This window comes from Pseudomonas algeriensis (assembly GCF_048847255.1).
Lineage (GTDB): Bacteria > Pseudomonadota > Gammaproteobacteria > Pseudomonadales > Pseudomonadaceae > Aquipseudomonas.
Genome location: NZ_JBKKRK010000007.1, coordinates 1 through 23,401 on the forward strand (window position 1 = coordinate 1; position 23,401 = coordinate 23,401).

Here is a 23,401-nt window from a genome sequence, read left to right on the forward strand (position 1 = left end):
CCAGCGGGCGCAGATTTCAGGTATCACACCAATCCACTGTGGGAGCGAGCTTGCTCGCGATGGCGTCAGCTCAGCCGCATAGATATCAACCGACAGCCCCCTATCGCGAGCAGGCTCGCTCCCACAGTAGATCTCCAGCGGGCGCAGATTTCAGGTATCACACCAATCCACTGTGGGAGCGAGCTTGCTCGCGATGGCGTCAGCTCAGCCGCATAGATATCAACCGACAGCCCCCTATCGCGAGCAGGCTCGCTCCCACAGGTATAGGGGATTTCAGGTCAACTGCGGCCCGAACTCTACCACCGGCATCTGCCGCTTCATCAGCACTTCGCCTTTGCGAATCGAGTAAAGCGGCAGGCCCTGGCTGCGGATCACTTCGTAGTCGCTGTCGGCCGAAAGGACCAGCAGGTTCGCCGGACGCCCAGGCTCCAGCCCGTAGCGCTCGCCCAGGGCCATGGCCTTGGCACTGTTGTCGGTGACCAGGTCCAGGGCGCTTTGCAGGTTGCGATAGCCGAGCATATGGCAGATGTGTAGCCCGGCTTCGAGCACGCGCAAGATGTTGCCATTGCCCAGCGGGTACCATGGATCGACGATCGAATCCTGGCCGAAACACACATTCATTCCGGCTTCGAGCAGTTCATTGACCCGGGTGACGCCGCGACGCTTGGGGAAGTTGTCGAAGCGTCCTTGCAAATGGATGCTTTCAGTCGGGCACGATACGAAGCTGATTCCAGAGTGGCCGAGCAGGCGGAACAGCTTGGCGCAGTAGGCGTTGTCGTAGGAGCCCATCGCCGTGGTATGGCTGGCGGTCACCCGCGCGCCCATGTCGCGACTGCGCGCTTCTTCGGCGAGCACTTCGAGGAAGCGCGAGTGTGGGTCGTCGGTTTCATCACAATGCACGTCCACCAGGCAGCCGGTGCGCTCGGCCAGGTCCATCAGGAACTTCACCGAACTGACACCCTGGTCGCGGGTGTATTCGAAATGCGGAATGCCCCCCACCACGTCGGCGCCCATGCGGATCGCTTCTTCCATCAGCTCGCGGCCGTTGCGGTAGGACTCGATGCCCTCCTGGGGGAACGCGACGATTTGCATGTCGACCAGATGGCGGCTTTCCTCGCGCACTTCGAGCATTGCCTTGAGCGCCGTGAGCGCCGGATCGGTCACGTCGACGTGGGTGCGCACGTGTTGGATGCCATGGGCGGCCAGGGCCTGGAGAGTCTTCTTGGCGCGGGTCTTGGTGTTTTCTTGGGTGATGGTGGCCTTGCGTTCGCCCCAGCATTCGATGCCCTCGAACAGCGTACCGCTCATGTTCCAGCGCGGTTCACCGGCGGTCAGTGTGGCGTCCAGGTGTATGTGCGGCTCGACGAAAGGCGGCACCACCAGGTTGCCTCCGGCATCAATGTCTTCGGGGCCCAGGCTGGGGGCTTCGGTCTGGCGGGCGATGCTGGCGATCAGGCCGTTTTCCAGGTGCAATTCATGCAAGCCTTCGCGGTTGCGCAGGCGGGCGTTGATGATGTGCATCAGGCGAATCCTTTAGAGGTCTTGCAGGGGCGCGTCAGCGGTGCGAGTGCCTGTCACGCCGATCAATAGCACATACGTTAGCGCGCCGGTGGCGATTCCTACCAGCGGTGCGATCCATGGCGAGTTGAACGCCGCAACGGTGCCGACGGCATAGGCACCCAGCCCAGGCCAATTGAACGCAGGCAGTTGCGCCTGCGCCAGGCGAGGATAGCGCCCACGCCAGCGGAAGAAGAAGTCGGCCATGATGACCCCGCCAATCGGTGGAATCACGGTGCCGAGCAGGATCAGGTAAGGCACCAGCAAATCGTACATGCCCAGCAACGCCAACAGGGTGCCGATCGCGGCGCCGACCAGCGTGACCGCCCTGCGTCGGCGAGTGCGCAGCAGGTTGCAACCGGCCACGGCGAAGTTGTAGATGGTGTTGTCCTGGGTGCTCCAGATATTGAGCAGCAGCATTGCCATCGCCGCCATGGCGAAGCCCTGCAACAACAAGACTTCGACGACGTCGGGCTGCTGGTAGACGATGGCACCGTATGCGCCGATCAACACCATCAGGCCATTGCCCAGGAAAAAGCCGATCAGGCTCGCCAGCACCGCGACCTTCGCCGAGCGGGAAAAACGTGTCCAGTTGGTCGCCTGCGTGGCGCCGCTGACGAACGTGCCGAAAACCAGGGTGATTGCCGTAGACCAATCCAGATTACCCGTTGGCACAACCGCCAGCAGGCCATCGAGGCCGCCAACCTTCTGCGTCGCGACCCACATCGAGAGCATCAGCAACAACAGCATGGCCGGTACGGCGATGTACGACAGGATCTCCAGCCCGCGATAGCCGATATAAGCCGTGGCGCAGAATCCCAGGCCGAACAGCACCATCAGCCCCAGCACCGTGCCCTGGCCCAACTCGAAATACTTGCCCAGCACCACCGCAGCGGTGGCCGTGCCCCAGGCGTACCAACCGATCTGGGTAAAGCCCAGGATCAGATCGCTGAGCTTGCTGCCTACTTCGCCAAAACAGAGGCGGCCCATCAACACTGAATTGAGCCCGCTCTTGAACGCGATGTAACCCAGGCCCGCGGCATAAAGGCCCAGCAACAGATTGCCGATGACGATGACGCCGAGCATGTCCGCGAAACCGAACGCCACGCCCAGCTTGCCACCGGCAAACATGGTGGCGGTGAAAAACGTAAAGCCCAGCAGCACCATGGCCGTGGAAGCCAGGCCCTTGCGTGCGCTCATCGGGACTTCACTCAAGGGGTAGTCATTACCGGGATCGTTCTGGGTCATGTGGCGGGTCCTTGCGGAGAGAGAAAAAGCGCAAGCGTGCAGCGGCCGTGCCAAGCGAGCGATCGCCGGTTATTTATAGACAATCCCGTTGGGTTGGGTGGGTTTGGAGGAACAAAAGTGGTGCAGGGATGGTTCACGTTGGAACACGGAGGGGCCCGTGGGGGAGCGAGCAAGCTCGCTCCCCCACACCGTAAAGATTTCAGGTAGGGGAAAGCGGCCCTAAGAACCGCAACACCGCCGCGACGATGGCTTCCGGCGCATCCTCCTGAACCAGATGTCCAGCGTTCGGCACGGCCTGAAACAGCGCCCCCGGAATCATCTTGTGCAGCGCGCGGCCACGCTCGATGGGGATCCATTGGTCATCTTCACCCCACAATATCTGGGTCGGGCAGCGTACGCTGGGGTACAGCCCTTCGACCTCACGGGTGTAGCGCTCGTCCATCTGCGCAATCTGCCGGTAGAAGGCCGCCTGGCCCGGATCGCCAAGCCACGGCTTCACGTAGGGCGCCAGTTCTGCGTCGCAGATGTCTCGTTTCATCGCGCCGCGGACATAGGTCGGCACGATGGCGCGCTGGATGTAATCGGGCAGGCCGCTGAACGCCGCTTCATGCTGGCGCACATGCTGGACGAAAGGCGAACCCCAGGGCGACAGGGCCACCGGGTCGATCAGGGTCAGGCTTCGGTAATCCTTGCCATCGAGCAGATGTGTACGCAGCGCGGTGGCGCCGCCAAAGTCATGGGCCACTACGTCTGGACGCTCCAGGTTCCAGTGTTCCAGCAATTGGGCAAGCAGTGTGTTCTGCACGCCCAGGGACACGTTGGCGTCCGGTTGCGCAGATTGGCCATACCCCAGCAGGTCGAAGTAGTGCACTTTGTGCGTGGCGAAGAAGAGCGGGGCGATGCGGTGCCACACATGGGAAGAAAAGGGCGTGCCGTGGACAAACACCAGCGGCGGGCCGTCGCCGTGGATGGCGTAGCGGACGGGGTGTCCGTTGAACTGGTAGACCTGATCCAGCGGCCAATGGGTCATGATCGTATCCTCTTGGCATGTTTAAGCCAGAGAGCATAGACACAAAAGCTGCAGCTCCCTCGCCACAGCAGGTTTGGTTACTCTCCGTGATAGATGCAGCCGCTGGTGCAGGTCTCGTGGATGCGAATGGCGCTGAGTTCCGGCAGCAGCGGCTTCAACTCATTCCAGATCCACTTGGCCAGGACTTCGCTGGTCGGGTTTTCCAGGCCAGGAATGTCGTTGAGGTAGTTGTGGTCCAGGCGCTCGTAGAGCGGCTTGAAGATCGCCTTGATTTCCGAGAAGTCGCGAATCCAGCCCGTGTGCGGGTCGATGTCACCGCTGAGGTGGATAGCCACCTTGAACGAGTGACCGTGAAGACGGCCGCACTTGTGGCCTTCGGGTACGTGGGGCAGGCGGTGGGCGGATTCGAAGGTGAATTCTTTGAAGATTTCCACAGGTTCAGGCTCTTTAAGGTAGCGGTCGCGAGGCAGGCGGCGGAGTTTATCAGGTTGATCCGTGTGATGCGCGAGCATGCTGACTAAAGGGTCAGCAAACGCTCGCCCCATCCACCGTTGGCCGTCAGTTCAAGGAACTCATCGCCGAGCCGGCGGCTTTCGTCCATCGCCGTGCGCCAGTATTTACGGCGGCTCGGGTCATCGCCCATGAAGCGCTTGAAGTCGTTGCGATCCGGCAGTTTGCCGTAGGGCAGGCGAGCCAGGTATTCGCGCGATGGCGCGAGCAACAGCACGTTCTGGAGGCGTTCGGCGTTGCCCCTGCGCCATGGCAGGCCCTTGTCGAACCAGCCGGGAATGACCCGATCGGTGAAGTGTGGATAGAGGACTATGTCGTCGCCGCTGTAGGGCAGGTCGAGGTGATAGTCCAGCAGACCGCCGTCGCGGTAGGTGCCGGCGCCGGCGCCGGGGAGGTCGCGCACGCCTTCCATTACCATCGGGATCGAGCCCGACGCCAGCAACGCCTGGCGCAGGTTATCGGCGGCCAGCGGCACGAAGCGCGACGGGAAGTCTGTCAGCGGATTCAGCGGAGGCGCCAACCGAGGATCGTGTACGATCAGCCGCTCAAAATGCCGCGACAAGCGTGCGCGGCCCCGCAAGTTGTCGGCAATCACCGACGACAAGCCCAGGCCCAGCCGGCCACGGTGGTCCAGTGCCAGCAAGCCGTGGCTCTTGACCACCATGATGTTGAGCCGGTAGAGCGGGTTATCGAGGATCGTCAGGTCCCGGCCTTCCAGCAGGTCGTCGAGCATGCGCTGGGAGCTTTGGCTGACGCCGGCCATGGTCACGCCTTTGGCGAAGCTCTGTTCGTTATACAAAGTGCCCAGGCGCCGGATACCCTCGGCGGCGTTCGGCAGACAGGCGCTGGCAAAGCGCCAGGAGCCAACCGAAGCGCCGATCAGCGACCGCTCTCGCGGCGCGGCGGGGAGCCATTCGCCGAACAGGGCCAGGTCCAGTCCCTGGATGCCCAAGGCTTTCGGGCCACCGGCGGCACCCGGCAGGATGCCAACATCGGCGGCCTTGAGGCCCGCCTCGCGGATACGCTTGAAGGCGCGGGAGCCGGCCTTGACGGTGAGGGCTGGGAATTTGATATGGATGGCGGTCATACCGGTCTCTGATACTGGCAAGCGATGAATTATAACGACACAAAACCCCGTAGGAACGAGCTTGCTCACGATAGCGTCAGCCCAGTTGCATCGATGGCAACGCAAAGACCGCTGTTGCCAGCAAGCTCGCTCTCAATTGATGTGTGTCCAATGATGGCAATTCAGTTTCAGTTAAGTTCACCCCGATACAGTTTCCCGGTGAAGATTATAAGAAGGAGATAATCCGTGAACCGCCTGACTGCCTTTATTCTCGTGACGCTCATCGCCTTTGGCGCTGGCCTGGCTCAAGCACGAGATCTCCATCGCCATGAGATCAAAAAGCTGGTGGACGCTGGTACCATCCTGCCTTTTGACAAGCTCAACGAAGCGGCCCTGGCCGAACACCCTGACGGCACCGTGATTGATACAGAGCTGGAAGATGAATACGGCAAGTACCGTTACAAGGTGGACCTGCGCGATGCGGATGGCATCGAATGGGACCTGGAACTCGACGCCGTCAGCGGCAAGGTGCTCAAGAATCATCAGGATACGTAATGAAGCTTAGTTTACGCGCCCGCAGCCGCTGGGCGCTGGCGCTGCTGGCGTTCTGTTCACTCGCCATGGCCCGGGACCTGGACCAGGACGAGGCCCTGCAACTGCGCCAACAGGGCGTGATCCTGCCGCTGGAGCAATTGCTCCAACAAGCGCTGGACCGCCATCCTGGCGCCAAGTTGCTGGAGGCCGAGCTGGAGGAAAAGCACGGCGTCTATATTTATGAGGTCGAGCTGCTGGATACCGACGGCGTAGTGCGCGAACTGGACCTGGAGGCCGCTACCGGCCGTTTACTCAAAGATAAGGAAGACTGATGCGCCTGCTCCTGGTGGAAGACCACGTTCCCCTGGCCGATGAGCTGATGGCCGGGCTTGCGCGGCAGGGTTATGCGGTGGATTGGCTGGCCGATGGTCGTGATGCGATCTATCAGGGCAGCAGCGAGCCCTACGACCTGATCATTCTCGACCTGGGCCTGCCGGGCGTTCCTGGGCTTGAGGTGCTGACGCAATGGCGAGCCGGTGGCCTGGCCACGCCGGTGTTGATCCTCACCGCCCGCGGCTCCTGGGCCGAGCGCATCGAAGGGCTCAAGGCCGGGGCCGATGATTACCTGACCAAGCCCTTTCACCCCGAAGAACTGCACTTGCGCATCCAGGCGCTGCTGCGTCGTTCCCACGGCCAGGCCAATCAACCGACGCTCCAGGCGGCCGGGTTGCACCTGGATGAAGGGCGCCAGTGCGTGATTCGTGACGGAGCGGAGATCCAGCTGACCGCCGCCGAGTTCCGCTTGTTGCGCTATTTCATGTTGCACCCCGAGCAAATCCTCTCCAAGAGTCATCTCGCCGAGCACCTGTATGACGGAGAAACCGAGCGCGATTCCAATGTGCTGGAAGTCCATGTCAACCACTTGCGGCGCAAGCTGGGGCGCAACGTGATCGAAACCCGTCGCGGCCAGGGATACCTGTTCGGCGGGCAGACGCAGTGAGATCCATCCAACGGCGCCTGAGCCTTGGGCTGATCGGTGTGATGGTCGTGGTCGGCCTCGTCCTGGCGCAGACCAGCCTGTGGCTGTTCGAACTAGGCTTGCAGCGTTATCTGGAAGCGGGGCTGCGTAACGACAGCGAGAACCTGTTGGTGGCTTTGGTCCGTGGCCCGCAAGGTTTGCAGTTGGACGAGCGGCGCTTGTCACCGGCGTATCTGCGGCCGTTTTCCGGGCACTATTTCCGCATCGATTTCGCCAACGAGCATTGGCGCTCCCGCTCCCTGTGGGACCAGGAACTGCCCCGGCTCGACCATCCGGGCCTGCACAGCAATCTGCAACTGGGCCCCGAAGGCCAGAGGCTGCTGGTACTGCGCACCGACTATCGGCGCTTGGGCCAGGCAATTTCCATCAGCGTGGCCCAGGACTACACGCCCGTGCGGGACAGCTTCCTGAGGATGCAGCAGGTCGGCTTGGGGCTCGGCCTGGCCGGGTTGCTGCTGATCCTGTTACTCCAGCGCCTCACTGTACATCGCGCGTTGCGTCCGTTGGAAAAGGCTCGAGAGCAGATTGCCCAGTTGCAACGCGGGCAGCGCTCGCAGCTCGATGAGCAAGTGCCCAGGGAGCTGGAGCCACTGGTGGCGCAGATCAACCATCTGCTGGCCCACACCGAAGACAGCCTCAAGCGCTCACGCAACGCCCTGGGCAACCTGGGCCATGCCTTGAAGACCCCGCTGGCGGTGCTGCAAAGCCTGGCGTCGAACGAAAAGCTCGACCCTTATCCGGAACTGCGCAAGTTGCTGCTCGAACAACTGGAGCAGGTTCGCCAGCGCTTGAACCGCGAACTCAATCGCGCCCGGTTGTCCGGTGATGCGTTGCCCGGGGCGCACCTGGACTGCGACGCCGAACTGCCGGGATTGCTGGCGACGCTGAACATGATCCATGGCGAGCATCTGCATCTGGCCTACGTCGGGCCGCCCGGCTTGCACCTGCCTTGGGATCGTGAAGACCTGCTGGAACTGCTGGGCAACCTGCTGGACAACGCGTGCAAATGGGCCGACGCCGAAGTGCGCCTGAGCGTGAGCGAGACGGTCGAGGGCTTCAGCCTGGTGGTGGAAGACGATGGGCCGGGCATCCCCGCGGAGCGCCGCGACCAGGTATTCAGCCGAGGCACGCGGTTGGATGAGCAAACCGACGGCCACGGCCTGGGGCTGGGCATCGTGCGCGACATCGTCGACACCTGGGGCGGGACGCTGGCGCTGGGTGACAGCGAGTGGGGCGGTTTGAAGGTCGTGATCGACTTGCCCAAGCGCTGAAACATACTGATGGTGCCGCTGAGCCCTGGGGGAGCGAGCTTGCTCGCAATAGCGTCAGTTCAGCCAAATGAATATCAACTGACCCACCGCCATCGCGAGCCAGCTCGCTCCCACACTGGATCGGCAGTGAATGCGAAACCCGCCGCATGACCCTTGCAGCTTGCCGCCGCTTCCTGCAAAGTCGCGACCTTTTTGTCCGGTGGCTTTCCATCGCTGTGCTTTGAGGTAACGATGATAAATGCAGTAATTGCGGCGGTTGGCGTCATGCTGGTGCTCAGCCTGTCCCGCGTGCATGTGGTGATCGCGCTGATCGTCGGCGCATTGGTGGGCGGCCTGACGGGCGGCCTGGGGATCGAGGCGACGCTCAAGGCGTTCAATGCAGGCCTGGGTGGCGGCGCTACGGTGGCGCTGTCCTACGCATTGCTGGGTGCTTTCGCCGTGGCGATCGCCAAGTCCGGCATGGCTCACGCCTTGGCCGACAAAGCCCTGGCCATGGTCGACCGCCAGGACGCCGCCGGCGGCACGGGCGTCAAGTGGGTGCTGATCGGCCTGCTGGGTACCGTCGCGGTCGCTTCACAGAATATCCTGCCAATCCACATCGCCTTCATCCCGTTGCTGGTGCCGCCGCTTCTATATGTACTGACCAAGTTACAGATGGACCGCCGGTTGATCGCCTGCGTCATGACCTTCGGCCTGATCACGCCCTATATGTTCCTGCCGGTGGGCTTCGGCAATATTTTCCTTAACGAAATCCTGTTGGCCAACGTCGCGAGAAGCGGCGTGGACGTCAGCGGCATCAACATCACCCACGCCATGGGCATCCCGGCGCTGGGCATGGTGTTTGGCCTGGCGCTGTCGTTTATCACCTATCGCAAGAAACGCGTCTATGACCTGAAGAAAATCGCTCGCGCCGAGCAGGTGGCGGTGCGCTATAACCCGCTCAGCCTGTTGGTGGCGGGGTTGGCGATCGCGGCGGCCTTTGCCATCCAGCTGCTGCTCGACTCGATGATCATCGGCGCCCTGGCCGGCTTCCTGATCTTTTCTGTCTCGGGCGTGGTGCGTTGGCGCGAGACCGATGACCTGTTCACCGAAGGCATGAAGATGATGGCGATGATCGGCTTCATCATGATCGCCGCGTCGGGGTTCGCCGAGGTGATGAAGGCCACCGGTGAAGTCCAGAGCCTGGTTGAAACCTCGGCGGCCTGGATCGGCCACAACAAGGGCGTCGGCGCATTGCTGATGTTGCTGGTGGGATTGTTGGTGACCATGGGCATCGGCTCGTCGTTCTCCACGGTGCCGATCCTGGCGACTATCTTTGTGCCGCTGTGCCTGCAACTGGGTTTCAGCCCGCTGGCGATCGTCTGCATCGTCGGCACCGCCGGCGCCTTGGGCGATGCCGGCTCGCCTGCCTCGGACTCGACGCTGGGCCCGACCTCCGGCCTGAACATCGACGGCCAGCATCACCACATCTGGGACACCGTGGTTCCGACCTTCATCCATTACAACCTGCCGTTGCTGGTGTTTGGTTGGGTGGCGGCGATGGTGTTGTAGGCCAAGACCGCGTTGCCTTCATTGCGAGCAGGCTCGCTTCCACATTGGATCGCATTTTCCTGTGGAAGCGAGCTTGCTCGCGATGGGGCCCTTGAATTCAGCGACCCTGCCAACTGACTGTTCACCTTGTCCTACAGTTTTGCCGTGGGCTGCCGTTAACCCAGCTAACCACACCATAAAACCTACAAGAGTGAACAGCATGCGCCTGAGCTTGAAGGCTAAAGTCCTGTCCCTGGCAATACTGCCGGTATTGCTGTCCGCCGTGATCATCAGCCTGACCACTGCGTTCATCTTGAAGGAACAGGCCAGCAAAGAAGTCCAGCAAACCCGCGAGCGCCTGCTCAGCGAGGCCAAGGCCACCCTACAGAATTATGTCGCGGTCGGGCTGACGGCCATCAAGCCGCTCTACGATGCCGCCGCGCCCGGCGATAACGAGGCGCGTGCCCAGGCGATCAAGTTGCTGTCCAATATCAGCTACGGCAAGGACGGCTATTTCTTCGGCTACGACTCCGAGACCATTCGTCTGTTCAAGGCCAACAGCCCTGATGGTGTGGGCAAGAGTTTCAAGGACAACCGCGATCCGAACGGTGTCTACGTCAACCGTGACCTGGTGAAAGTCGCCAAGGACGGCACGCATTACCTCGAATACAGCTCGCCGCTGCCGGGCAGCAAAGACCTGGTGCCGAAGCTCGGCTACACCGAATACTTGTCCAAGTGGGACCTGGCGGTGGGCAGCTCGGTCAACCTGGATGGCATCGAAGGTCAGGTGGCGTTGGTGGAAGCCAAGGTCCACGATCGGCTGCAAGGCGTGATCCTCAGCATCGTCGGGATTGCCGCCGTGGTGTTGCTGGTGATCGCGGTGGTGGGCCTGGTGCTCGCCAACACCATCCTGCGTCCGTTGCACCTGATGAAGGACAACCTCGACGACATCGCGGCGGGAGAGGGCGACCTGACCCGGCGCCTGGCGATTACCAGCCAGGATGAACTGGGCCAACTGGCCGGTTCGTTCAACCGTTTCGTCGACAAGATCCACGGCCTGGTGCGGCAGATCACCGACATGACCTCGCAGCTGACCGGGCTGGTGACGCAAGTCTCCGAGCAAGCCCAGCGTTCAGAGCAGGCCATGGAACGCCAGCGCCACGAAACCGACCAGGTCGCCACCGCGATCAACGAGATGTCCTCCGCCGCCCAGGAAGTCGCCCGCAGTGCCCAGGGCGCCGCCGTCGCGGCCCAGCAGACCGACGAAGAAGGCCAGTCGGCCAAGCGCGTGGTGGCCGGCAGTATCCAGCAGATCCATGCGTTGGTGAACGATATCCGCAGCAGCGGCGTGTCCTTGGACAGTCTGCAACAGGACGTGGCCTCGATCGTCAGTGTCCTGGGAGTGATTCGTTCGATCGCCGAGCAGACAAACCTGCTGGCCCTTAACGCCGCCATCGAGGCCGCGCGGGCCGGCGAAGCGGGACGCGGTTTCGCGGTGGTCGCCGATGAGGTCCGTGCCCTGGCCAGCCGGACCCAGCAAAGCACCCAGGAAATCCAGGGGATGATCGACCGGTTGCAGTCCGGCACCCATGCGGCGGTGGAAGCGATGCGCCGTTCCAGTGAGGCCGGCGACGGCACGTCGGAACGTGCCAATGAGGCTGGGGCTTCACTGGACACCATGGCGCAGCTGATCGGCACCATCAACTCGATGAACGCCCAGATCGCCAGTGCCGCCGAGGAACAGACCGCGGTAGCCGAAGAAATCAACCGCAGCGTTCACCAGATCGCCGTGGCCGTGGACAGCGTTGCCGACGAAACCCAACTCGGCGCCCAGACCTCCCGCAGCCTGGCCGACCTGGGCCAGCGCCTGGGCAAGCTGGTGGGGCAGTTCCGGATCTGATCCGGGCAGCAGGAGCTGCCGAAGGCTGCGATCTTTCGCTTTCGATCCAGATGTGCCGCCTGGCTTGCCAGGCCCTATCGGAAGCGGAGGATCGCAGCCTTCGGCAGTTTCTGTCGGTCATCCTGTGGGAGCGAGCTAGCGAGCTCCCACAGTTGTTCTTCGCCGCCTGCATAGCCGGATCAGTGCCTGGGCTATGGCTCGCGCACCCTGTATCAACACGCCGAACGGCACATCCACCGCAATGTCGGGTCGAAAAGCGGCGGGGTAGGCCACGTCCGGCCAGGCGGTATTGATTTGGGTTCATGGCGCGCAGCAGACGCGACGGCACTCCGGCGAGTCCTGGCGGACTAATGTGTATCTGCCAAAGGACATGGAAAGCAAATGAACCGCAAGAACCTCCAAAACAAATCGCAGATGTTGCTGCTGATCCTGGTCAGCATCGCCTTCGTCTGGATCCTGCTGCCGTTCTACGGAGCGGTGTTCTGGGCCGTCATCCTGGGCATCGTCTTCGCGCCGCTGCAGCGGCGGCTGCAATTGAAACTCAATTGGCCGCGCAACCTCACGACGCTGCTGACCCTGACCAGTTGCATGCTGATCGCTGTCTTGCCGGTCATCGTCATCAGCACCTTGCTGGTTCAGGAAGGCGCGGCACTCTACAAGAGCCTGGAAAGTGGCGAGCTGGACGTTGCCGATTACCTGGCCCGCTTCAAGGAAGCATTGCCCCCGTACTTCCAGCACCTGCTGGACCGTTTTGGCCTGGGCAACCTGAGCGGGTTGCGGGACAAGATCGTCAAGAGCGCGATGCAGGGCAGCGAATTCTTCGCCACCCAGGCGTTCAGTTTCGGCCAGGGGACGTTCCAATTCCTGGTGAGCTTTTTCGTGATGCTCTACCTGCTGTTCTTTTTCCTGCGCGACGGTCCGGAACTGGTGCGCAAGGTTCGCTTTGCCGTGCCTTTGGCGGAGCACCAGAAGCGCCGTCTGCAGTTGAAATTCAACCGGGTGGTGCGGGCGACGGTGAAAGGCAACCTGTTGGTAGCGATTACCCAGGGCGCACTGGGCGGCTTGATCTTTTGGGTGCTTGGCATCCCGACAGTGCTGCCCTGGGCGGTGCTGATGGCGTTCCTGTCGCTGCTGCCAGCCGTGGGAGCGGGCATCGTCTGGGCGCCGGTGGCGGTGTATTTCCTGCTGTCCGGGGCGATCTGGCAGGGCGTCGTGCTGACCCTGTTCGGTGTATTCGTGATCGGCCTGGTGGATAACTTCCTGCGGCCGATCCTGGTGGGCAAGGACACCAAGATGCCCGACTACATGGTCCTGGTCTCGACACTGGGCGGGCTGGCGGTGTTTGGCCTGAACGGCTTCGTCATCGGCCCGTTGATCGCGGCACTGTTCCTGTCGTGCTGGGCGTTGTTCGTCGAAAATACGCCTCGGGTGCAATTGCCTTAGGCGCGCAGCAGATAGGGACCGATGCGTTGCGACATGGCCTGGGCAGCGGGCAGTGAAGTCAGCGGGCCGCTGATGGTCACACCGTCCTGCACCAGGTACCAGCAAGCCAGCAGGCCTCGTTCCCTGAGCGGGGCGGGGACGGCGCTGCCAACGACAGACATGATTTGAACCTTGGGCATGGGAAACCTCCATCAATCGATGGGGCTACCTTACGTCTCATGAAGGATGGGGAAAAATCAACGGCTTCAATAGTAGGAATCGATGCCGCTCAATCGACCACCAGGTCCAGCATGTGCACCACTTCCTGCTCGTTGAGCAGTCCCTTGCGGACCAGGCTCTCCGCGAGCAGGGAGAGGAACTTGGCGCTGCGGTGGCCTTCCAGGTGCTTGAGCTCGGTCAGTGCGTTGTACACCTTGCTCGAGGTGCACAGTCCCACGATGCGGTGAGGGTTTTGTGTTGGCATGGCTTCGTCCTTGTTGTTATGAAGCTGCAATGGCGGACCGGGACAGTTTGCGGCACGGCCATGACGCTCAGGTGACAGCTTGGGATTGGGAAAAACAAAGCAGGATTCAGACCATGATGCCGCATTGGCGCCAAATTATTGTTCTGGTAGCGACCTCAGACAGGCGCTCTACGGCCATCAGCGGGCTCTGACCGCCGAAAGGCGCCCATAAAAAAGCCCCTGAATCTTTCGATTCAAGGGCTTTGATTTTTGCTGTCTGGCTCCACGACCTGGACTCGAACCAGGGACCCAGTGATTAACAGTCACTTGCTCTACCAACTGAGCTATCGCGGAATGACGCGTATGTTACTGATTGGAAAAGAGAAGTCAAGCTTGGGTTGATGATTGGGCAGGATTTTCGTGGTTGAGGTGTTCAGGTAGCAAATGTTACTGCTCCACACATTACCGGCCGGACGCTGACCATTGTGGCGAGGGGATAAATCCCTGGCCACAGGGGGCACCCAAAAAAAAACGGGAAGCTCGATGGCTTCCCGCTTTTCATCCAGCGCCGGGGTGTCAGATCACCTGGACGATGGCCTTGGTTACCGCATCGATGTTGTTCTGGTTCAGCGCGGCCACGCAGATGCGGCCGGTGTCCAGGGCATAGATGCCGAACTCGTTGCGCAGGCGCGTCACTTGTTCAACGGTCAGGCCGGAGTAGGAGAACATCCCGCTCTGGCGTGCGACGAAGCTGAAGTCGTGGTGCGGCGCGGCCTTGGCCAGCATGTCCACCATCTGGTCGCGCATGCCGCGGATACGCAGGCGCATCTCGGCCAGTTCTTCTTCCCACTGGGCCCGCAGCTCAGGGCTGTTGAGCACGGCGGCGACGATGCTGGCGCCGTGGGTTGGCGGGTTGGAGTAGTTGGTGCGGATCACGCGCTTGACCTGGGACAGGACGCGGGCACTTTCTTCCTTCGACTCGCTGACGATCGACAAGGCGCCGACGCGCTCGCCATACAGCGAGAACGACTTGGAGAACGAACTGGAGGCGAAGAAGGTCAGGCCCGACTCGGCGAACAGGCGCACCGCCGCGGCGTCTTCATCAATACCCTTGCCAAAGCCCTGGTAGGCCATGTCCAGGAACGGCACGTGGTTCTTGGCCTTGACCACGGCCAGCACGTTTTTCCAGTCCTCGGGGCTCAGGTCCACGCCGGTCGGGTTGTGGCAGCAGGCGTGCAGCACAACGATCGAGCGGTCGGGCAGGGCGTTGAGGTCTTCCAGCAGGCCGCTGCGGTTCACGTCGTGGGTGGCGGCGTCGTAGTAGCGATAGTTCTGTACTGGGAAACCGGCGGTTTCGAACAGGGCGCGGTGGTTTTCCCAGCTTGGGTCGCTAATGGCCACGACCGCGTCTGGCAGCAGTTGCTTGAGGAAGTCGGCGCCGATCTTCAGCGCGCCAGTGCCGCCCACGGCCTGGGTGGTGATGACGCGGCCCGAAGCGATCAGCGGGGAGTCCTTGCCGAACAGCAGGGTCTGGACCGCCTGGTCATAGGCGGCGATGCCGTCGATCGGCAGGTAGCCACGGGACACGTGCTGAGCCACGCGAATCGTCTCGGCTTCAACCACGGCGCGCAGCAATGGAATGCGCCCTTCCTCGTTGCAGTAAACACCTACGCCCAGGTTGACCTTGTTGGTACGGGTGTCGGCGTTGAAAGCTTCGTTGAGGCCCAGGATGGGGTCGCGTGGTGCCAATTCGACAGCGGAAAACAGGCTCATTAGTGCGCGGCTCTGAATGGAGAGTGAGGGGACGTGTCGCGCTCCAGCCGGATGCACTAGAGCGGTGCACAAACGGGGAGCTAGTATAGAGGCCATCACCGGGCAGGGCGACAGGCTAATCGGTCTTTACCGTAAGTATTTTCGTTTTTTTTCGACCGTTAGTCCCTTCGCCGCGTCAAAGTCTGCAAGGCGTGTAGGACGCTCGTCTTGAAAGCGAAGGCATTCACCTCCACATTGTGTGAATTCCAGCTTTTTCATCGGCCGACGTCAGTCAATTCGGTCTTCCTCGTTCCCGTCGGCTGGCCGACAGGAGTGAACCCAGGGGTTATGTTATGTCTGAATTCCAGCTAGTCACCCGCTTCCAGCCCGCCGGCGATCAGCCGGAAGCCATCCGCCTGATGGTCGAAGGCATCGAGGCCGGGCTGGCGCACCAGACGTTGCTGGGTGTGACCGGCTCGGGCAAGACTTTCAGCATCGCCAACGTGATCGCCCAGGTGCAGCGCCCGACGCTGGTGCTGGCGCCGAACAAGACGCTGGCGGCGCAGTTGTACGGCGAGTTCAAGGCATTTTTTCCGAACAACGCGGTTGAATACTTCGTTTCCTACTACGACTACTACCAGCCCGAAGCGTATGTGCCGTCGTCGGACACCTTCATCGAAAAGGACGCCTCGATCAACGACCACATCGAGCAGATGCGGCTGTCGGCGACCAAGGCGTTGCTCGAGCGCAAGGACGCGATCATTGTCACCACGGTGTCGTGCATCTATGGCTTGGGCAGCCCGGAAACCTACTTGAAGATGGTGCTGCACGTGGATCGGGGCGATAAGCTCGACCAGCGCGCCTTGCTCCGGCGCCTGGCGGATTTGCAGTACACCCGCAACGACATGGATTTTGCCCGGGCGACGTTCCGGGTGCGGGGTGATGTGATCGACATCTACCCGGCAGAGTCGGACCTGGAAGCGATCCGCATCGAGCTGTTCGACGACGAAGTGGAGAGCATCTCGGCCTTCGATCCGCTGACCGGCGAAGTGATCCGCAAGATGCCGCGCTTCACCTTCTATCCCAAGAGCCACTACGTAACGCCACGGGAAACCTTGCTGGACGCCATCGAGGGGATCAAGGCCGAGCTGCAAGAACGCCTGGAATACCTGCGTTCGAACAACAAACTGGTGGAGGCCCAACGCCTGGAGCAGCGGACCCGCTTCGACCTGGAAATGATCCTGGAATTGGGTTACTGCAACGGCATCGAGAACTACTCGCGCTACCTCTCGGGCCGTCCGGCGGGCGCGCCGCCGCCCACTTTGTACGACTACCTGCCGCCTGACGCCCTGCTGGTGATCGACGAGTCCCACGTCAGCGTGCCGCAAGTTGGCGCCATGTACAAAGGCGACCGTTCGCGCAAGGAAACCCTGGTGGAATATGGTTTCCGCCTGCCCTCGGCACTGGATAACCGGCCGATGCGTTTCGACGAATGGGAAAGCGTCAGCCCGCAGACGATTTTCGTCTCGGCCACTCCTGGCAATTACGAGGCCGAGCATGCCGGTCGCGTGGTCGAGCAAGTAGTGCGGCCGACGGGGCTGGTGGACCCGCAGGTCGAGGTGCGCCCGGCACTGACCCAGGTCGATGATTTGCTGTCGGAAATCACGAAACGCGTGGCCTTGGAAGAGCGGGTGCTGGTCACCACGCTCACCAAGCGCATGGCCGAAGACCTCACCGATTACCTGGCCGACCATGGCGTGCGGGTGCGTTACCTGCACTCGGACATCGACACGGTGGAGCGGGTCGAGATCATCCGCGACCTGCGCCTGGGCACTTTCGACGTGTTGGTGGGTATCAACCTGCTGCGCGAGGGTCTGGACATGCCGGAGGTGTCGCTGGTGGCGATCCTCGACGCTGACAAGGAAGGTTTCCTGCGCTCCGAGCGCTCGTTGATCCAGACCATCGGTCGCGCGGCGCGAAACCTCAACGGCCGCGCGATTTTGTATGCCGATCGCATCACCGGGTCCATGGAGCGGGCTATCGGCGAGACCGAGCGTCGCCGCGACAAGCAGATCGCCTTCAACCTGGCCAATGGCATTACGCCTAAAGGCGTGTTCAAGGACGTCGCCGATATCATGGAAGGCGCCACGGTGCCTGGCTCGCGCAGCAAGAAACGCAAGGGCATGGCCAAAGCCGCCGAGGAAAGCGCCCGCTACGAAGCCGAACTGCGCTCGCCGAGCGAAATCACCAAGCGTATCCGGCAATTGGAAGAGAAGATGTACCAACTGGCCCGTGACCTGGAGTTCGAGGCCGCGGCGCAGTTGCGCGATGAGATTGGCAAGTTGCGCGAGCGGTTGCTGACTGTCTGACTCTTGCAGTGGCCTTCGAAGGCCTCATCGTCGGAACGCCGCCCGGAGCAGGCTCGCTCCCACAGTGGACCGCATCCAGTCCAGTCAACTCGGTTTCCTGTGGGAGCGAGCCTGCTCGCGATGAGGGCGACTCGGTCTGGCAGGCTTTACTCAAATCGGCCTCTCACTGGAGCCCGCCCACCATCGCCTGTTACCATTCGCCCCCTGTTTGATCTTCGCTTTTATCTTCTTTCCGAGACATGCCATGACCACCGTCCGTACCCGCATCGCGCCTTCGCCCACTGGCGATCCCCATGTCGGCACCGCTTACATCGCCTTGTTCAACTATTGCTTTGCCAAGCAGCACGGTGGTGAGTTCATCCTGCGGATCGAGGACACCGATCAGTTGCGCTCGACCCGCGAGTCGGAACAGCAGATTTTCGACGCCCTTCGCTGGCTCGGCATCGACTGGAGCGAAGGCCCGGATGTTGGCGGCCCGCATGGCCCGTATCGCCAGAGCGAGCGCGGCGAGATCTACAAGCAGTACTGTCAGCAACTGGTGGACATGGGGCACGCATTCCCTTGTTTCTGCACCGCCGAAGAACTCGACCAGATGCGCGCCGAGCAGATCGCCCGTGGCGAAACCCCGCGCTATGACGGTCGCGCGCTGCTGCTGTCCAAGGAAGAAGTCGCCCGTCGCCTGGCCGCTGGCGAGCCCCATGTGATCCGCATGAAGGTGCCGACCGAGGGCGTCTGCGTGGTGCCGGACATGCTGCGTGGCGATGTCGAGATCCCATGGGACCGCATGGACATGCAAGTGCTGATGAAGACCGACGGCCTGCCGACGTACTTCCTGGCCAACGTGGTCGACGACCACCTGATGGGCATCACCCACGTCCTGCGCGGTGAGGAGTGGCTGCCGTCGGCGCCGAAACTGATCCTGCTTTACGAGTACTTCGGCTGGGAGCAACCGCAGTTGTGCTACATGCCGCTGCTACGCAATCCGGACAAGAGCAAGCTGTCCAAGCGCAAGAACCCGACCTCGGTGACCTTCTACGAGCGCATGGGCTTCATGCCCGAGGCGATGCTCAACTACCTGGGGCGCATGGGCTGGTCGATGCCCGACGAGCGCGAGAAGTTCTCGCTGCAGGAAATGGTCGAACACTTCGACCTTTCGCGTGTTTCCCTGGGCGGGCCGATCTTCGACGTCGAGAAATTGTCCTGGCTCAACGGCCAATGGCTGCGCGACCTGCCTGTGGAAGAGTTCGCCGCGCGCGTGCAGAAGTGGGCGTTCAACCCTGAATACATGATGAAGATTGCCCCGCACGTGCAGGGCAGGGTCGAGACGTTCAGCCAGATCGCGCCATTGGCCGGGTTCTTCTTTGCCGGTGGCGTGACCCCCGATGCGAGGCTGTTCGAATCCAAGAAGCTCTCGGGCGACCAGGTGCGGCAGTTGATGCAATTGATCCTCTGGAAGCTCGAAAGCCTGCGCCAGTGGGAAAAAGACAGCATCACCGCGACGATTCAGGCAGTGGTCGAATCCCTGGAGTTGAAACTGCGCGACGCGATGCCGCTGATGTTTGCCGCCATTACTGGCCAGGCGAGCTCGGTGTCGGTGCTCGATGCCATGGAAATCCTCGGGCCGGACCTGACCCGTTTCCGCCTGCGCCAGGCCATTGATCTGCTCGGTGGCGTGTCCAAGAAGGAGAACAAGGAGTGGGAAAAGCTGCTGGGCGCGATCGCTTAAGCGGCTGATGGAGGAGGGCATGCCCCGGTTTTCCGGGGTTTGTCGGTAAGTGATTGTTATCCCGGCAAAAAATTTTCAAATTCTTTGAAAATAAATTTGACAGCCCTCCGATACGCCCTTAAGATTCGCCCCGTCCTCAGCGATGAGGGGCTATAGCTCAGCTGGGAGAGCGCTTGCATGGCATGCAAGAGGTCGACGGTTCGATCCCGTCTAGCTCCACCAATTTACACTTCAAGGCCTGGCCACACCGGCCTTGAAGCGATCAACTCTCAGCGTTGATCAGTTGTATAGAAGGGTTTGCGTCCCCTTCGTCTAGTGGCCTAGGACACCGCCCTTTCACGGCGGTAACAGGGGTTCGAGTCCCCTAGGGGACGCCAGTTTTACAGAAGCGATGTTGCAAGATGTCGCTCCGCCGCGAGGCGAAAAATCCGGGGCTATAGCTCAGCTGGGAGAGCGCTTGCATGGCATGCAAGAGGTCGACGGTTCGATCCCGTCTAGCTCCACCAATCTCAGGTTCAAGGTCTGGCCACTCCGGCCTTGAATCGATCAGTTCTCAGCGCTGATCAAGTAAGAAGGTTTGTGTCCCCTTCGTCTAGTGGCCTAGGACACCGCCCTTTCACGGCGGTAACAGGGGTTCGAGTCCCCTAGGGGACGCCACGATTACCCGCTCTGCGGGATTTTATAAGGGTCATTCAATTCTTGAATGGCCCTTTTGTTTGCCTGGCGTTCAGCCAATTTCCTATTCTCCTGAAAATACTTCTGACCGGCGGTCAACATTTCGCTTGCGAAAATTTATTATGAGAATAATATTTCAATCGTAATATTCGGAGGCAACGATGAGCGATAAAAAAGCACAGACCCGCGAACGCATTCTCAAGGCCGCCAGCGATGCGCTGATCCAGCGCGGGCCGGCCGAGCCGAGCGTGGGCGAGGTGATGGGGGCGGCCGGGCTGACGGTGGGTGGTTTCTACGCTCATTTCGAAAGCAAGGACGCCTTGATGCTGGAGGCGTTCAAGCAGTTGCTGAACCGCCGTCGTGGCTTGATCGCCGACATGGATGCCGAGCTGACGGGTGAAGAACGGCGCGCCTTGGTCGCGGCCTTCTACTTGTCGCGCAAGCACCGCGATTCAACCGAGCAGGCGTGTCCGATTCCGGCATCGGTCGGCGAGCTCGGGCGGCTGCCGGATGCATTTCGTGAGGTGCTCAATGAGCATATCGAGCTGATGGTCGCGCAATTGGCCGCCAGCCCCGAAGACGCGGACAAAGCCCTGGCTGACATTGCCTTGATGGTCGGCGGCCTGGCGCTGGCACGGGCATTGGGCCCGGGTGAGTTATCGGATCGTTTGCTGCGCGCCGCCAAGTCGGCGGTGCGCTGAGCTAAGGCGCAAGCCCTGGAGATGAGCATGGACAGGTTGAGCTGGATTCGTGGCGTCAATGGCACCCTTGGTTGGATAGCACCGCGCCTGGTGGCGAAGAAAATGCGCAGGGTCTTCATGAGTCCGCGCAACCTGCCACCGAGGGCCTGGGAGTTGCCATTGCTTGCTTCGTCCGAGCGCATCACCTTGCGCTTCGGCCTGTCTGCCTTGCGCTGGGGCAAAGGCCCGGCGGTCCTGCTGATGCATGGCTGGGAAGGACGGCCGACGCAGTTCGCGGCCTTGATAACCGCGCTGGTGGATGCCGGTTATACCGTGGTGGCGCTGGACGGACCGGCCCATGGTCGCTCGCCGGGCCACGAAGCCAACGTCCTGTTGTTTGCCCGGGCGATGCTCGAAGCCGCAGCTGAGTTGCCACCGCTGCAAGCGGTGATCGGTCACTCCATGGGTGGCGCCAGTGCCATGCTGGCGGTCCAGTTGGGCTTGCGGACCGAGACGCTGGTCAGCATCGCCGCGCCTGCGCGGATCCTCGGCGTGCTGCGTGGGTTCGCCCGGATGATGGGAATGCCCGCCAGGGCCCGCTCGGCGTTCATTCGCCAGGTGGAGCAGGATGTGGGCATGCGGGCTTCGAAGATGGATGTTGCGCAATACCAGCTGGATATTCCAGGGTTGATTGTCCATGCCGAGGACGATACGTCGGTTTCGGTCAGGGAATCGCAACTGATCCATGAAGCCTGGTTCGACAGTCGCTTGCTGCGGTTGTCCGAGGGTGGACACCAGCGAGTCCTGGCCGATCCCCGTGTCATTGATGGCGTGTTATCACTGCTGGCGGGGCGCAGCCTGCAAGCGCGGCAATCGGCTTGAGCTTCCGTTACACTGCCCCGATCCAAATTCGACCGGGAGAGGGGCATGGGCTGGGATCGGGCAACGCCGTTCATTATTGATCTTCAGGTCAATCCAGAAGATATCGATGGGCTAGGCCACGCCAACAATGCGGTGTACGTCACCTGGCTGGAGCGTTGCGCGTGGCGGCATTCCCAGCGCCTGGGCCTGGATCTGGTGGAATACCGGCGACTGGATCGGGCGATGGCGGTGGTGCGGCATGAAATCGATTATCTGGCGGCCGCCTACGAGGGCGACGAATTGCAGTTGGCGACCTGGATCGTCGACTGGGACCAGCGCCTGAAAATGACCCGGCATTTCCAGCTGGTCCGTCCCAGTGATAACACCACATTGCTGCGGGCCCAGACCACTTTCGTCTGCATCGAACTGTCTACCGGCCGGCCCAAGCGCATGCCGCCGGAGTTCATCGAAGGTTATGGCGTGGCGCTGAATTCATCTGGCCTCTTTATAGACTGACCCACCGCCATCGCGAGCAGGCTCGCTCCCACAGGGTTTGGTGGTGGATTCCGGTTTTGTGGGCGCCTTGGAGTCGGGGTGGGGGGGGGCGTGGGGTCGATGGGGGGGGGCCCAAAACAAACAAAACAAAAAAAAAAAACGCCATCGCGAGGAGGCTCGCTCCCACAGTGATTCGTGGTGGATTCCGATTTTGTGAAGGAAATCCGCTAAACTGCCGCACGTTTTTTCGTTGAGTGTGTTTCCCATGCAAATTGCCTTGGCGCCCATGGAGGGGTTGGTCGACAACATCCTGCGGGACGTCCTGACCCGTGTTGGTGGCATCGACTGGTGCGTCACCGAGTTCATTCGCGTCAACGACCGTCTGCTCACGCCGGCCTATTTCCATAAGCTTGCCCCTGAACTGTTGACCGGTGCCCAGACAGCGGCGGGTGTGCCCCTGCGTGTGCAGTTGCTCGGTTCCGACCCGGTATGCCTGGCGGAAAACGCGGCGCTGGCCTGCGAGCTGGGCTCCGAGGTGATCGACTTGAATTTCGGTTGCCCGGCCAAGACGGTGAACAAGTCACGGGGCGGGGCGGTGTTGCTCAAGGAGCCAGAGCTGCTCAACGAAATCGTGGAACATGTCCGTCGTGCGGTGCCCAAGCACATTCCGGTTACGGCGAAGATGCGCCTGGGTTTCGACAGCCCGGACGGCGCGCTGGTCTGCGCCACGGCGCTGGCCGAGGGCGGCGCGGCGCACATCGTTGTGCATGCGCGGACCAAGGTCGACGGCTATAAGCCACCGGCCCACTGGGAGTGGATTCCCCGCGTCCAGGAAGTGGTCAAGGTGCCGGTGTTCGCCAACGGCGATATCTGGTGCGTCGATGACTGGCGTCGGTGCCGGGAAATCAGCGGTGTCGAAGACATCATGCTCGGCCGTGGACTGGTCTCCCGTCCCGACCTGGCGCGGCAGATCGCCGCCGCCCGGGCGGGTGAAGAGGTTATCGAGATGTCTTGGGCCGACCTGCAACCGATGCTCCAGGATTTCTGGGTACAGGTGGTGGAACAATTGACCCCTCGCCAGGCGCCGGGTCGCTTGAAGCAATGGCTGGCCATGCTGACCCGCAATTACCCCGAAGCCGTGGAGTTGTTCGGCGCGCTACGGCGAGAAACGGAACTGGATGCGGTGGGCCATTTATTGGGTGTGCAGCGCACCGAAGCGGCCTGAAAAAAATCTCAGGAAAAGCTCTTGAAAAGTTTTTGGCGGACCCTAGAT

General features: G+C 61.6%; 21 protein-coding genes, 5 tRNA genes and 1 pseudogene. 18 read left to right on the top strand and 9 right to left on the bottom strand.

The annotated features are described in order from the left end of the window. Positions 1 to 273: 273 nt before the first annotated feature. The 5 genes from codA to ACLK1G_RS12215 form a co-directional block, all read right to left on the bottom strand. Complete coding sequence (gene codA / locus ACLK1G_RS12195) at positions 274 to 1,521, bottom strand: cytosine deaminase (protein WP_420765664.1); 1,248 nt, start codon at positions 1,519 to 1,521, stop codon at positions 274 to 276. A gap of 12 nt (positions 1,522 to 1,533) precedes the next feature. Then, positions 1,534 to 2,805, bottom strand: coding sequence for a cytosine permease (gene codB, locus ACLK1G_RS12200; protein ID WP_420765665.1), 1,272 nt, complete (start codon positions 2,803 to 2,805; stop codon positions 1,534 to 1,536). Between the two features lie 199 nt (positions 2,806 to 3,004). Continuing rightward, a complete protein-coding gene (locus tag ACLK1G_RS12205; RefSeq protein WP_420765666.1) occupies positions 3,005 to 3,835 on the bottom strand; it encodes an alpha/beta fold hydrolase in 831 nt (276 codons plus the stop codon). A gap of 77 nt (positions 3,836 to 3,912) precedes the next feature. Then, entirely contained in the window at positions 3,913 to 4,269 is a 357-nt protein-coding gene (queD, locus tag ACLK1G_RS12210; protein WP_025212792.1) for a 6-carboxytetrahydropterin synthase QueD, read from the bottom strand. An 83-nt stretch (positions 4,270 to 4,352) separates the two neighbouring features. Further along, entirely contained in the window at positions 4,353 to 5,432 is a 1,080-nt protein-coding gene (locus tag ACLK1G_RS12215) for a patatin-like phospholipase family protein (protein ID WP_420765667.1), read from the bottom strand. 225 nt (positions 5,433 to 5,657) lie between these two features. Between ACLK1G_RS12215 and ACLK1G_RS12220 the strand changes: the two genes are divergently transcribed. The 8 genes and pseudogenes from ACLK1G_RS12220 (at position 5,658) to ACLK1G_RS12255 (ending at position 13,128) form a co-directional block, all read left to right on the top strand. After that, positions 5,658 to 5,966, top strand: a complete 309-nt coding sequence (locus ACLK1G_RS12220; RefSeq protein ID WP_420765668.1) for a PepSY domain-containing protein — start codon at positions 5,658 to 5,660, stop codon at positions 5,964 to 5,966. Further along, positions 5,966 to 6,277 carry a PepSY domain-containing protein gene (locus tag ACLK1G_RS12225; protein ID WP_420765669.1) on the top strand — a complete coding sequence of 104 codons (312 nt, stop codon included), beginning with the start codon at positions 5,966 to 5,968 and terminating at the stop codon, positions 6,275 to 6,277. Before ACLK1G_RS12220 ends, ACLK1G_RS12225 begins: the two co-directional genes overlap by 1 nt. Continuing rightward, complete coding sequence (locus ACLK1G_RS12230; protein WP_420765670.1) at positions 6,277 to 6,945, top strand: response regulator transcription factor; 669 nt, start codon at positions 6,277 to 6,279, stop codon at positions 6,943 to 6,945. Before ACLK1G_RS12225 ends, ACLK1G_RS12230 begins: the two co-directional genes overlap by 1 nt. After that, positions 6,942 to 8,255: an ATP-binding protein gene (locus ACLK1G_RS12235; protein ID WP_420765671.1), complete on the top strand. Its 1,314-nt coding sequence runs from the start codon at positions 6,942 to 6,944 to the stop codon at positions 8,253 to 8,255. The genes ACLK1G_RS12230 and ACLK1G_RS12235 overlap by 4 nt, the downstream gene beginning before the upstream one ends. A gap of 234 nt (positions 8,256 to 8,489) precedes the next feature. Beyond that, complete coding sequence (locus tag ACLK1G_RS12240; protein WP_420765919.1) at positions 8,490 to 9,806, top strand: Na+/H+ antiporter family protein; 1,317 nt, start codon at positions 8,490 to 8,492, stop codon at positions 9,804 to 9,806. Between the two features lie 199 nt (positions 9,807 to 10,005). Next, positions 10,006 to 10,827: pseudogene (locus tag ACLK1G_RS12245) on the top strand (cache domain-containing protein); the annotation flags it as partial. A 102-nt stretch (positions 10,828 to 10,929) separates the two neighbouring features. Next, positions 10,930 to 11,685, top strand: coding sequence for a methyl-accepting chemotaxis protein (locus ACLK1G_RS12250; protein ID WP_371856978.1), 756 nt, complete (start codon positions 10,930 to 10,932; stop codon positions 11,683 to 11,685). A 381-nt stretch (positions 11,686 to 12,066) separates the two neighbouring features. Then, on the top strand, positions 12,067 to 13,128 hold the full coding sequence (locus ACLK1G_RS12255) for an AI-2E family transporter (RefSeq protein WP_420765672.1): 1,062 nt from the start codon (positions 12,067 to 12,069) through the stop codon (positions 13,126 to 13,128). On the opposite strand, the gene ACLK1G_RS12260 is transcribed toward ACLK1G_RS12255, so the two are convergent. The 4 genes from ACLK1G_RS12260 to ACLK1G_RS12275 form a co-directional block, all read right to left on the bottom strand. Next, the gene (locus tag ACLK1G_RS12260) at positions 13,125 to 13,307 is read right to left on the bottom strand and encodes a hypothetical protein (protein ID WP_420765673.1); all 183 of its coding nucleotides are present in this window, start codon (positions 13,305 to 13,307) and stop codon (positions 13,125 to 13,127) included. The genes ACLK1G_RS12255 and ACLK1G_RS12260 overlap by 4 nt on opposite strands. 89 nt (positions 13,308 to 13,396) lie before the next feature. Next, positions 13,397 to 13,591 (bottom strand): hypothetical protein, encoded by a 195-nt coding sequence (locus ACLK1G_RS12265; RefSeq protein ID WP_420765674.1) that lies wholly within the window; start codon positions 13,589 to 13,591, stop codon positions 13,397 to 13,399. Between the two features lie 257 nt (positions 13,592 to 13,848). Further along, positions 13,849 to 13,924 (bottom strand) — tRNA-Asn (locus ACLK1G_RS12270). A 222-nt stretch (positions 13,925 to 14,146) separates the two neighbouring features. Continuing rightward, positions 14,147 to 15,343 carry an amino acid aminotransferase gene (locus ACLK1G_RS12275; protein WP_420765675.1) on the bottom strand — a complete coding sequence of 399 codons (1,197 nt, stop codon included), beginning with the start codon at positions 15,341 to 15,343 and terminating at the stop codon, positions 14,147 to 14,149. A 332-nt stretch (positions 15,344 to 15,675) separates the two neighbouring features. Between ACLK1G_RS12275 and uvrB the strand changes: the two genes are divergently transcribed. From uvrB to ACLK1G_RS12325, 10 genes are all read left to right on the top strand, one after another. Next, a complete protein-coding gene (uvrB, locus tag ACLK1G_RS12280) occupies positions 15,676 to 17,691 on the top strand; it encodes an excinuclease ABC subunit UvrB (protein WP_420765676.1) in 2,016 nt (671 codons plus the stop codon). A 244-nt stretch (positions 17,692 to 17,935) separates the two neighbouring features. Next, entirely contained in the window at positions 17,936 to 19,417 is a 1,482-nt protein-coding gene (gene gltX, locus ACLK1G_RS12285) for a glutamate--tRNA ligase (protein WP_420765677.1), read from the top strand. Positions 19,418 to 19,563: 146 nt separating this feature from the next. Then, positions 19,564 to 19,639, top strand: a tRNA-Ala gene (locus ACLK1G_RS12290). Positions 19,640 to 19,718: 79 nt separating this feature from the next. Beyond that, a tRNA-Glu gene (locus tag ACLK1G_RS12295) sits at positions 19,719 to 19,794 on the top strand. Positions 19,795 to 19,847: 53 nt separating this feature from the next. Next, positions 19,848 to 19,923, top strand: a tRNA-Ala gene (locus tag ACLK1G_RS12300). Positions 19,924 to 19,998: 75 nt separating this feature from the next. Next, positions 19,999 to 20,074 (top strand) — tRNA-Glu (locus tag ACLK1G_RS12305). Between the two features lie 179 nt (positions 20,075 to 20,253). Further along, a complete protein-coding gene (locus ACLK1G_RS12310) occupies positions 20,254 to 20,793 on the top strand; it encodes a TetR/AcrR family transcriptional regulator (protein ID WP_039593946.1) in 540 nt (179 codons plus the stop codon). A gap of 27 nt (positions 20,794 to 20,820) precedes the next feature. Next, positions 20,821 to 21,654: an alpha/beta fold hydrolase gene (locus tag ACLK1G_RS12315; RefSeq protein ID WP_420765678.1), complete on the top strand. Its 834-nt coding sequence runs from the start codon at positions 20,821 to 20,823 to the stop codon at positions 21,652 to 21,654. 45 nt (positions 21,655 to 21,699) lie between these two features. Next, the gene (locus tag ACLK1G_RS12320) at positions 21,700 to 22,149 is read left to right on the top strand and encodes an acyl-CoA thioesterase (RefSeq protein WP_420765679.1); all 450 of its coding nucleotides are present in this window, start codon (positions 21,700 to 21,702) and stop codon (positions 22,147 to 22,149) included. A gap of 244 nt (positions 22,150 to 22,393) precedes the next feature. Continuing rightward, positions 22,394 to 23,353: a tRNA dihydrouridine synthase gene (locus ACLK1G_RS12325; RefSeq protein WP_420765680.1), complete on the top strand. Its 960-nt coding sequence runs from the start codon at positions 22,394 to 22,396 to the stop codon at positions 23,351 to 23,353. The last annotated feature ends 48 nt before the right edge of the window (positions 23,354 to 23,401 follow it).